Source organism: bacterium, assembly GCA_035530055.1.
GTDB lineage: Bacteria > UBA6262 > WVXT01 > WVXT01 > WVXT01 > WVXT01.
On the sequence record DATKVN010000014.1, the window covers coordinates 18,830 to 29,873 of the forward strand.

Annotated in this window: 11 protein-coding genes and 2 riboswitches; all 11 genes read left to right on the forward strand. The window is 43.8% G+C overall.

Features of this window, described 5'->3' with window-relative positions:
* The first annotated feature begins 2 nt into the window (after nt 1–2).
* Nucleotides 3–1,574, forward strand: coding sequence for a 2-isopropylmalate synthase (locus tag VMW39_01700; protein ID HUW22733.1), 1,572 nt, complete (start codon nt 3–5; stop codon nt 1,572–1,574).
* A gap of 84 nt (nt 1,575–1,658) precedes the next feature.
* The gene (leuC, locus tag VMW39_01705; GenBank protein HUW22734.1) at nt 1,659–2,918 is read left to right on the forward strand and encodes a 3-isopropylmalate dehydratase large subunit; all 1,260 of its coding nucleotides are present in this window, start codon (nt 1,659–1,661) and stop codon (nt 2,916–2,918) included.
* 41 nt (nt 2,919–2,959) lie between these two features.
* Nucleotides 2,960–3,466, forward strand: a complete 507-nt coding sequence (locus VMW39_01710; GenBank protein ID HUW22735.1) for a transposase — start codon at nt 2,960–2,962, stop codon at nt 3,464–3,466.
* A 122-nt stretch (nt 3,467–3,588) separates the two neighbouring features.
* On the forward strand, nt 3,589–4,104 hold the full coding sequence (locus VMW39_01715) for a 3-isopropylmalate dehydratase small subunit (protein ID HUW22736.1): 516 nt from the start codon (nt 3,589–3,591) through the stop codon (nt 4,102–4,104).
* A 9-nt stretch (nt 4,105–4,113) separates the two neighbouring features.
* On the forward strand, nt 4,114–5,169 hold the full coding sequence (locus VMW39_01720) for a 3-isopropylmalate dehydrogenase (protein HUW22737.1): 1,056 nt from the start codon (nt 4,114–4,116) through the stop codon (nt 5,167–5,169).
* A gap of 86 nt (nt 5,170–5,255) precedes the next feature.
* Complete coding sequence (locus VMW39_01725) at nt 5,256–6,311, forward strand: aspartate-semialdehyde dehydrogenase (GenBank protein HUW22738.1); 1,056 nt, start codon at nt 5,256–5,258, stop codon at nt 6,309–6,311.
* Nucleotides 6,312–7,106 (forward strand): energy-coupling factor transporter transmembrane component T, encoded by a 795-nt coding sequence (locus tag VMW39_01730; protein HUW22739.1) that lies wholly within the window; start codon nt 6,312–6,314, stop codon nt 7,104–7,106.
* 9 nt (nt 7,107–7,115) lie between these two features.
* Complete coding sequence (gene truA, locus VMW39_01735; GenBank protein ID HUW22740.1) at nt 7,116–7,853, forward strand: tRNA pseudouridine(38-40) synthase TruA; 738 nt, start codon at nt 7,116–7,118, stop codon at nt 7,851–7,853.
* Between the two features lie 265 nt (nt 7,854–8,118).
* Nucleotides 8,119–9,102 carry a HEAT repeat domain-containing protein gene (locus VMW39_01740; GenBank protein ID HUW22741.1) on the forward strand — a complete coding sequence of 328 codons (984 nt, stop codon included), beginning with the start codon at nt 8,119–8,121 and terminating at the stop codon, nt 9,100–9,102.
* Complete coding sequence (locus VMW39_01745) at nt 9,089–10,219, forward strand: hypothetical protein (protein ID HUW22742.1); 1,131 nt, start codon at nt 9,089–9,091, stop codon at nt 10,217–10,219. Before VMW39_01740 ends, VMW39_01745 begins: the two co-directional genes overlap by 14 nt.
* Before the next feature lie 87 nt (nt 10,220–10,306).
* Nucleotides 10,307–10,385: riboswitch (cyclic di-GMP riboswitch) on the forward strand.
* 158 nt (nt 10,386–10,543) lie between these two features.
* A riboswitch (cyclic di-GMP riboswitch) is annotated at nt 10,544–10,626 on the forward strand.
* A gap of 214 nt (nt 10,627–10,840) precedes the next feature.
* Nucleotides 10,841–11,044: hypothetical protein (locus VMW39_01750; GenBank protein HUW22743.1), on the forward strand; the 204-nt coding region annotated here is incomplete at its 3' end.

The following is an 11,044-nucleotide window of genomic DNA, read 5'->3' on the forward strand; positions in this document are numbered from 1 at the left end:
AAATGGCATTAAACAAGGAGAGAATATTAATATTCGATACAACTTTAAGAGATGGAGAACAATCTCCGGGAGCAAGTCTGAATATAAACGAGAAGCTGGAAGTCGCTGAACAATTAGAGAGATTGGGTGTGGATGTCATTGAAGCCGGTTTTCCCGTAGCCTCGCCAGGAGATTTCCAGGCAGTGAAGCTGGTTTCCCAAAAGATTAGGAAGCCGGTAATCGCCGGGTTGTCCCGGGCTACAAAGAAAGACATCGATGTCTGTTGGAATGCAATAAAGTATGCGAAGAACCCACGCATTCATACCTTCATTGCTACAAGTGACATTCACTTAAAGTATAAATTGAAAAAGTCAAGAGGAGAAGTCCTTAAGGAAGCTGTGGCTGCAGTAAAATATGCGAAAAAATTTACTCCCAATGTAGAGTTTTCGCCAGAAGACGCTGTGCGCACGGATCCAGACTTCCTCTGCCGTGTGGTGGGGGAGACAATCAATGCTGGTGCTACTACAATCAATATTCCAGATACCGTCGGCTATTCCCTGCCGGAAGAGTTTGGAAGAATAATCAGGATGGTAATTGAAAGGGTTCCCAATTCTCACAAGGCCATTATTAGTGTCCATTGCCACAACGATTTAGGACTGGCCACAGCTAATTCACTAGAAGCTATTTCCCTGGGAGCCAGGCAGATTGAATGCACTATTAACGGTATTGGAGAAAGGGCGGGAAATGCTTCTCTGGAAGAAGTGGTGATGGCCTTGAGGACAAGGAAAGACCTGCTTCCTTTCTATACCAATATCGAGACAAAAGAGATTGCCAAGACAAGCCGCCTGGTCAGTAAACTTACCGGCATAATCGTTCAGCCCAATAAGGCTATCGTTGGCGCTAATGCTTTTGCTCATGAAGCAGGAATTCACCAGGACGGAGTAATCAAGGAAAGATTGACTTATGAGATTATGACTCCCCAATCGGTGGGATTGGGAGGGAGGAAACTCGTTTTAGGGAAACACTCGGGACGCCATGCTTTTCGGAAGAGGTTGCAGGAATTAGGTTATAAATTGAACAATGAGGAAGTGGATAGGACATTTCAGCAGTTTAAATTACTTGCTGATAAGAAAAAAGATATTTTTGATGAAGACATCGAGGCTATAATCGAAGACCAGATATCTCTTATCCCCGAGGTATACAAACTGGAATATATAAATGTAATTACTGGAAACAAAGTAGTTCCCACTGCCACGATGAGGTTAAGGAAGTTAGTTGCGCCGGGGAAGACGGCTAAGAGTGAAGTCCTGCAGGAGGCTTCCTGTGGCGATGGTCCAGTGGATGCTGCTTTTAGAGCAATAGACCGAATTACAAATATTAAGTGTAGACTAATCGATTACAGCCTTAAGTCAGTTTCTGTGGGCAAGGATGCTCTGGGCGAGGTTACAGTTAAGATTGCACCAGTTGCTCCAGGCCGCGCTGAGGAATTTAAAAATATAGTAACCGGTCGAGGCACCTCCACAGACATAATTGAAGCCAGTGCCAAAGCATATGTTAATGCGTTGAACAGGATGATTGCCAGAAAAAAAAGGTGACAAAAAAAGTGACAGGTACTTTTTCTCATCTTAATAGGCTGGTGGCAAGAAGAAAGTTAGGAAAAAAGAGATAGAGGTTTCCTTATGGGTATGGCAATTGCAGAAAAAATTTTGGCCAGACACTGTGGGAAAAAGAGCGTTGCACCAGGCACCTTCATTGAGGCTAAAGTAGATATTGCCCTGGGAAACGACGTAACCGCACCTCTGGCGATTGAAGAATTTAAAAAAGTGGGAGGAGGTAAGGTCTTCGACCCTGATAGAGTCGTCCTTGTTCCCGACCATTTTACTCCTAACAAGGACATCAAATCGGCCGAGCAATGCCAGATTCTCCGGAGTTTTGCACGGGAACAGGGCTTGAGCCACTATTATGAGGTAGGAAGGATGGGGATTGAACACGCGTTGCTTCCCGAGGAGGGTATTGTCCTTCCTGGAGACCTTGTCGTCGGAGCCGATTCCCATACTTGCACTTATGGAGCATTAGGGGCTTTTGCCTGTGGCGTGGGCTCGACTGACTTGGCTTTCACCATGCTCACTGGCAAATGCTGGTTCCGTGTCCCCGAGACAATCAAGTTCGTTTATAAAGGAAAGTTGAATAAGTGGGTTTCAGGGAAAGACTTGATTCTCTATACCATTGGAGATATTAGGGTAGATGGAGCTCTGTATAAGGTTATGGAGTTTACAGGTCCTGTTATCAGGCGGTTAACTATGGCTGACCGTTTAACTATGTGTAATATGGCGGTGGAAGCCGGAGCAAAGAGTGGAATTATTGAGCCAGATAAGGAGACTATCGAATATATCGAGGCCCGGGCAGAAAGGCCTTATGAGATTATCCACGGAGAGAAAAGCGCTCGATATGCGAAGGTTATTGAGTATAATTGCAGTAAAATTGAACCACAAGTTGCTTTTCCTCCTTTACCTTCCAATACCAGACCGATCAGCCGTGTAGGGGAGGTCTATATTGACCAGGTAGTCATCGGCTCTTGCACCAATGGAAGGATCGAAGACCTTAGAATAAGTGCGCAAGTTTTAAAGGGAAGAAAGGTTCATCCACGAGTGAGATTAATAATAATTCCTGCTACCCAAAAAATCTATCGGGAGGCATTGAGAGAGGGTCTCCTGGAGACATTTATTGATGCAGGAGCAGTAGTTTCTACCCCCACATGTGGTCCCTGTCTTGGTGGTCATATGGGAGTATTGGCTGAAGGTGAAAAGGCTATAGCCACTACAAACAGGAATTTTGCCGGTCGGATGGGACATCCCAAATCCGAAATATACCTATCCAATCCTGCAATTGCTGCAGCCTCAGCTATTGCGGGAAAAATTACCAGCCCCGAAGAGTTATAAAATTTGGAACGGGACGACACAGCGGTCGTCCCCTACAAAATATGAAAAAGTGGAAAGACTTATATAAACGGAGGAAGATTTTAAGGTTAAAGGATTTTGATTATACTGATTCAAGGTACGTTTATTTTCTGACAATATGTGCCGGACATAAAGTAGGGACAGACCGCCGTGTCTGTCCATTTGAAGATAAAAGACTCGCCAATCAAATAATAGAATCGCTTATCTATCGACGGAAGAAAGCTGATATATCTCTTTATTGTTACTGTCTTATGCCTGACCATTTGCACATAGCAGTTTCTCCCAAAGATGGCAAGAATCTTCCCACAATAATTAAAGAATTTAAGACATATACCACTCAAATAGGTTGGAAATACGTGGGCATTAAAGGCAAATTATGGCAAAGAAGTTATTATGACCATATAGCGAGAAGGCAAGAAGATTTAGTTTCAATATGTAGATATATTTTGGCTAATCCTGTAAGAAAAGGGCTGGTTGATGATGTTGAGGATTGGCAATATTCAGGAATGATAGATCCATTGCCATGGTAAATTTGCAGTAGGGACAGACCGCCGTGTCTGTCCATTTGAAGTAAGGGCAGACTGCCGTGTCTGTCAGAGGTAGGGACGACACAGCGGTCGTCTCCTACAAAATATATCCAATTTAAATTAAAATGGAAATTAAGGCAAAAGCCCATAAATTCGGGGATAATATCAATACAGATGATATTATTCCTGCAAGATACTTAAACACTTACGACCCTAAAGAGTTAGCGAGACATTGTATGGAAGGGGTTGATGAGGAGTTCGTAGGAAAATTGGGCCGTCCTTCAGTTACAGGACATTGTATAGTGGCAGGAAAGAACTTTGGTTGTGGCTCGTCCCGCGAACATGCTCCTTTAGCTATTAAAGAAGCTGGCATTTCCTGTGTAATAGCAGAGTCCTTTGCCCGCATCTTCTATCGCAATGCTATCAATATCGGACTTCCCATTTTGGAAAGTAAGAGGGCGTCGAAGAGAATCGATTCTGGAGATGAGATTTTAATCGATTTAAGTAAAGGCAAGGTAACCAATCTCTCTAAGAGGGAAAATTATAAAATACAGCCTTTTCCAGAATTTATCCAGGAGATAATTATTGCTGGTGGCTTGATGAGATATGTAAAAGATAAGTCAAAAAGGCAGGAGAGTTAGGGGGTTTAGGTGTATAAGATTGGAGTTATTCCGGGAGATGGAATAGGTCCGGAAGTCATTACAGAAGGGCTCAAAGTTATAGATGCTGCTTCAAAAAAAGCAGGGTTTAAATACGAAATTGTAACTTATGATTTCGGTGGCGAGCGATATTTGAAAACAGGGGAAGTCCTTCCCGATTCTGCATTGGAAGAAATGAAACAACTCGACGTCATATATTTGGGAGCAGTGGGGCATCCCCAGGTAAAGCCAGGCATATTAGAGAAAGGGCTTTTACTGAGACTACGCTTTGGGCTCGACCAGTATATCAACCTCAGGCCAATTATTCTCTATCCCGGGGTTCCCACTCCACTAAAAGACAAAAAGCCAGAGGATATAGATTTCGTGGTGGTGAGAGAAAATACAGAAGGTCTATACCTGGGCGTAGGGAGGTTTGAGAAAAAGGGCTCGCCGGAAGAAGTTGCCGTGCAAGAGATGATCAGTACCAGAAAGGGCGTGGAAAGGTGCATCAGGTATGCATTTGAATTAACAAGGAAGAGAAAGAAGAAGATGAAGTTAACTCTTGTAGATAAGGCGAACGTTCTGACATTTGCTCATGACCTCTGGCAGAGAGTATTTTATAAAGTGGGCGAAGAGTATCCCGATGTAGAGAAAGACCATGCATACGTTGATGCCTGTTGTATGTGGTTCGTTAAAAATCCTGAGTGGTTTGATACTATTGTCACCTGCAATATGTTTGGGGATATAATAACTGATTTGGGAGCAATGATTCAGGGCGGTATGGGAGTGGCAGCCGGAGGAAATATCAACCCTGAGGGTGTAAGCATGTTTGAACCCATTCATGGAAGTGCCCCAAAATATACAGGTAAGAATGTAATAAATCCTATTGCTACCATAGTTGCCGGACAGATGCTTTTGGAAAATTTGGGTGAGGAGAGGGGAGCAAAGTTAATCGATGGAGCTGTCCGAAAAGCTCTATCTTCTGGGAAGATAAAAGGCTTGAGTGCTGGAAAGATGGGCCTGTCCACATCTGAGGTTGGCGACCTTATCGCCAAGTATATTAGCTAAGTATGAGACGGAACGCACAAAAAGTTTGTGGTCCCGATTCATCGGGACGAACGAAGTGAAGCAATCTCGTAATTGTGAGTTAGGAAATGAAAAAATATAATGTGGGAGTAGTGGGAGCGACCGGGCTTGTAGGCAGGGAAATGGTTAGAATGCTGGAGAAACGGAATTTTCCCGTAGCTAACCTGAGACTCCTGGCTTCTGAGCGTTCCCGGGGGAAAACACTAAAATTTAAAGGGAAAGAAATTGTAGTGGAAAAACTGAATCCCTCCTCGTTTAAAGTTTCCTCTCCAGGAGAAAAACCGAGCCTCCAAGCCAGATTAGATATTGCACTTTTTTCTGCTGGCGGCTCTATTTCCAAAGAGTATGCCCCACTTGCTGCTCAGGAAGGCATATTTGTGATTGATAACTCCAGTGCCTGGAGGATGGATCCCGAAGTGCCATTGGTTGTCCCGGAAATAAATTCCCATACTTTATCTAAAGATAAAAAGATCATTGCCAATCCTAACTGCTCAACGATTCAAATGGTAGTTGTCCTGGCTCCATTGCACAGGAAAGCCAGAATTAAAAGGATTGTTGTTTCCACCTATCAGGCGGTCTCTGGCGCAGGCCAGAAGGCAGTGGTTGAACTGGAAGAGCAGGTTAGTGCTATTGCCTCTGGAAAAAAAGTAAAACCAATGGTCTTCCCTCACCAGATTGCCTATAATTGCATTCCTCAGATCGATGTATTTCTGGAGAATGGCTACACGAAAGAAGAGATGAAGATGGTCAACGAGACAAAGAAGATAATCGAGGACGACTCTATTGCCATCACCGCCACCTGTGTTCGGGTACCTGTTTTTCGTGGCCACTCGGAAGCAGTGAATATTGAAACAGAGAGAAAAATTACTCCTGAAGAAGCTCGAGAGATTTTAAAGAAAACAGAAGGAGTGGTAGTTGTAGATGACATCAGTAAATTAAAATACCCATTACCCACAAAGGCTGCCGATAGCGATGAGATTTTCGTTGGTCGCATTAGAGAGGACCAGTCGATATCCAATGGACTCAATATGTGGATAGTAAGCGATAACCTCCTCAAGGGGGCTGCTCTAAATGCAGTTCAAATAGGGGAAGAATTGATTAACAGAAAAATACCGGGGTCCTAAATGTCCTTCTTAAATAACCTCACTATCGGTCGCTACATCCCTTCCAATTCTCCCATTCACCGGCTCGACCCACGGACAAAGATTATAGCCATTCTGATTATATCACTTTCCATATTCCTTCTTAAGAACCTGTGGAGCTATTTTCTCCTTGCCATATTTTTACTGACCGTAATTCTCATAGCACGACTCTCCATTAAGTTCGTCCTTAGAGGACTTGTGCCCTTACTCTGGATTATCATGTTTACTTTCCTCCTCCATTTACTTTTCACTCCAGGAACCCTAATTGCTTCCTTCGGTCCACTAAAGATTACCGAGCAGGGTTTATCTCTGGGAACGTTCATTGCTTTGAGGCTAATTTTTCTAATGCTCATTGCCTCCCTTCTTACTCTTACCACCTCGCCCCAGAAATTGACCGGGGGATTAGAATTTCTCCTCTCTCCCTTGAAAGTGGTGAGGATATCTTCACAAAAGATTGCTATGATGATGACCCTATCCTTGAGGTTTGTCCCTTTACTTTTCCAAGAGATGGATAAACTTATCAAAGCACAGAAGTCTCGAGGCTCAGATTTTTCTCATAAGAATCCCATCAAAAGAATCCGGGCCATTATTCCCATTCTGGTGCCACTCCTGGTTAATCTCTTCCGGCGTGCCGATGAATTCGCTTTAGCCATGGAATCGCGAGCCTACGACCCGGATAAACCCAGAGGAGACCTGGAAGCCATAAAGTTCAGAACTTCCGACTTATTAACAATTTTGATAACTGCTAGCTTTTCCGTAGCTCTCATAATTTTATGACATCATAGAATGCGAAACATAAGACTCACCATTGAATATGATGGAACAGACTATTTTGGCTGGCAAATCCAGAAGAGAAAATCTACAGTTCAGGGAAAGATAAAAAAAATTCTGGAAAGAATCCTGGAGGAAAAGATAAGACTGATAGGTGCAGCGCGCACAGATTCTGGAGTCCATGCTCTTGGCCAGGTTGCTAACTTCAAAACCAGAAATGAGAAGCTGACCACCGGTAGCCTTAATAAAGCATTAAACAGCATCCTTCCTTCGGATATCGTTATAAAAGAGGTTAAAGAAGTTCCCCCCAGGTTTCATGCCCGCTATAGTGCTAAGAGCAAAATATATCGCTACCAGATTCTGAAACAACTCTTGCCCTCAGCACTGGGGAGAGGATTCTCCTGGCATATTCCTCAAACTCTCGACTGGAGAAAAATAAGAGAAGCCAGTAAATATTTCGTCGGAAAATATGACTTTTCTCCATTTTCTGTCACAGGTTCGAGCAGAAAAAACAAACAATGCACCGTCAAAAATTTCAAGATTAGAAAAGCGAAGAACTTATGTATCTTACAAATTGAAGCCGATTACTTCCTCTACAAGATGGTAAGAAGGATAGTAGGAGCTCTGATTGAAGTGGGAAGGGGAAAAATCGAGCCAGAATATATAAGGGCATTGCTTAATGGGAAAGCCTCTACATTACGTGCCCGGACCGCTCCTCCCCATGGGCTTTTTCTGATAAAAGTAAAATACTAAAAGGTTGGAGTCCTCCCGAAAGGGAGGAATGGAGTGTCAAGCGAAAGCTTGACCAGCGGCGAAACTTTCGTTTCACACTCCAGAATTTGGAATCCTCCCGAAAGGGAGGAAAGACCTTGCTTTCGCAAGGACTCCAGAGTCTTTTTGGAGTAGCGAAGCAAAGCTTCGCGTCAATTTTTAATTTTTAAAATTTTTGTTGATGGGAAAGGCAAATGGCAGTATAATATTAATAAAAGCAGTATCGCAAAACCCAAGGAGGGAAAAGATGAAAGAAAAGTTTAAATGGTTTGTGCTTCTGTTGGTCCTATTTTTTCTCGGCTTTCTGGCTTTTCTTCAGGCTCAGGAAAAAGAGATAGGGCCGGAAATCAAATCAGCTATGGAGGAGCTTAAGAGTGAGGAGCCTGGAGAAAGGAGGAAAGCAGCAGAGACCCTGGGCAAGTTGAGGGATAAGGCAAGTTTACCGGCATTGATTGAAGCTCTCCAGGATGAGGATTTTGGTGTGAGAGTAAATGCAGCAGATGCGTTGGGGAATCTGAGGGATAAGTCTGCTACTCCAGCCCTAATTGAGGCTTTGAAAGATGAGCACGATGGAGTTCGCATTAGTGTGGTTGTTGCTCTGGGTTATATTAGAGACCAGGAGAGCGTTCTGCCTTTAATTGAATCTTTAACAGAAGATGAGAATGAAGGGGTGCGCATAAGTGCAGCTCAGGTCCTGGGCAATTTACGAGATAAGAGAGCGACACCGGTTCTCCTGGAAGCTTTGAAAGATGAGAAGGGACGAATCCGCGCTGCGGCAGCCAGGTCCTTGGGCAGACTGGGTGACCCTGAGGCTGGCGAGGCTTTGATTGAAGCACTGCAGGATGAAGAAGTACGAGTGAGATTATATGCTTCTGAATCATTAGGAATTTTGGGAGTAGCAAGCGCAATTGAACCATTGAAAGAACTGTTAGAGGATGAAGACGCCAGGACTCGCTGTGCTACTGCCAGTGCCTTGGGAAAATTAGGCGATAAGTCAGGTCTTGATGTCGCGCTGAAAGAACTGGAAAACGAAGATATACGAATCAGGACAGAAGCATTAAGAGCATTGGGTTATATTGGAGAGACGACCGAACCTGTGGTTGATGGTATTAAGAAAGCTCTAAATGATAAGAATAGAAGTGTGCAAAGGGTTGCTGAGATGGTAGCAAATCAGCTCAGAATCGAAATAAAGATCGAAAAGGAGGAGAAACCCGAAAGTGACCAGCGCTAAACAATCCTTCAGGTTAGTAATCTTGCTTTTTAGCTTCTTATTGGTGCACAGTTTTAATGCGAAAGGGTTAGCTGCTTCTGAAAATCTATATCCGGTGATAATTGCAGAGGTTGAGAATCTGAACGATTTTGCACTCTTTGCTACCAGTGGCTGGGATGGCAACTGGTATGTTGGATATAACCATGCCTGGATTACCAAGCTTCCTGAGGCACCCAAAGGTGATTATGCAAAGGCTTATTTGGGAGCCAAGCTGGGGAGGGCTAAGAACGTTATCAGGAGGCAGCTTGAGCGGGTGAGGAATCACTTGGAGCGGTTAAAGAATTTGCCAAAGGAAAAGAGAGAAGCATCGGCAAAGCAATTGAAATACGAGAGTTTCAAGGAGATAAGTAAAAAGATAAAAGAATTGGAAAAGAAACTATCCTCTCCGCATTCGGGTAAGATATATATTGGAATTAATTCTTCTCCTCAATGGGATAAAAAATACTCTTTTTTCTTAATTTCTGAAAAGGATATTCCACTGGAAGGTGATCCTGAAGAGGCTCTTGAGGAAGTAGGGGAGGCAAGGTGGTTCTGGGTTGAGATTCCCCTCGGCTTGGTAAGTTTCGATAAAGAGAACTATGTGGCTCTCTGGTCGCCAGATGAGAACCTCAATTCAGCTCAAGTATCTCCCATACTGGCTAGTGCATGGGGAAGCAAGGAGGCTAATACCTGGCTTGACCAAGAGTCAAAGGGCAAACCTTCCTCCTCTTTGAGCCGTTCGGTGTCTATTTTCGAACCTGCCCTGGCTATTAAACTTGTGCCATCCAATGATAAGAGGGTTTCCGTGGAAATTCTCGATATTGCGGATGGGGAAGAGATTAAAGAAAAGAGGGTAGTCGCTGCTTCAGTATCAGGTGGGGATATTGTGAGAGCGTGGCTGGAAATATCCCGGGACAAAAGCACAAAGCAAGCTAAAAAATGGGTAAGAACGGGAAGGATTGCCTTTGGAGTCCCCTATTCCATTACCCTCGACCCCGGGAAATTGGAAGAGGGCATCCACTATTTGAGAGTAGGAGCTGAGGATTTTTGGGGCAATGTTGGTTACAGCAGGTCTATTAAAATAGCGGTTAAAGAATAGTGGATTTTTAGATACGTGAAATTTACAATTTTGCCCTTGACAATCAAGAAAAGTTGTGATAATATAATAGCGAAAGTAGAATACGAACTCCGATAATAGCAAACCACACCGAAAGGGTGGGACGCAAAGCCACGGACCCCTACAATGAGGTAGCCGGGCCACCGAAGAGTCGAGCCGAATTATCAACCCACACTTACGGTGAAATGCCGAGGGCGGGGTTCGAAAATTTTGATAATTCGGCTTTTTTATTAGCATAAGGCCAAAGAAGAAATAAAAAGCGCGTTGGGAAACATTCACAAAAATCTTTGAAAATTGAATAGGTTACTCCGATAAAGGCAAACCATACCGAAAGGGTGGGACGCAAAGCCACGGGTCCCGATTAAAATCGAGATAGCCGGGTTACCGAAGAGTAGTTCTGGAGTATAGGTAAACTATCTGAGTGAGGTATAGTTCTGTTCAGTTAGTTAACCTAACTCGCGTAAATGATGCCGAATTGACGCATCACCCTTTGGTAGGGGACCTTTAGGGAGATGTTGTTAATTCGGCTTTTTTTATTTCATTCCTCTTTCACCCTCTCCCTTGTGGGGAGAGGGAGGGGTGAGGGGGATTGAGGAGAAAATTATGAAGAAGAAACTTAAGCACAAAGACTTCATCATTTCTATCATCGGAAGAGATTTGAGAAAGACTCCAGAACCAGAAGAGACGCGTAGGGGCGACCTTCCACGGTCGCCCGATAATGCGCGTAAAAACGACCTTCCACGGTCACCATCCTCTGGAAAGAGCCAAATGAAGAAGAATAAGACCCACTATCGTGTTGAGTATACG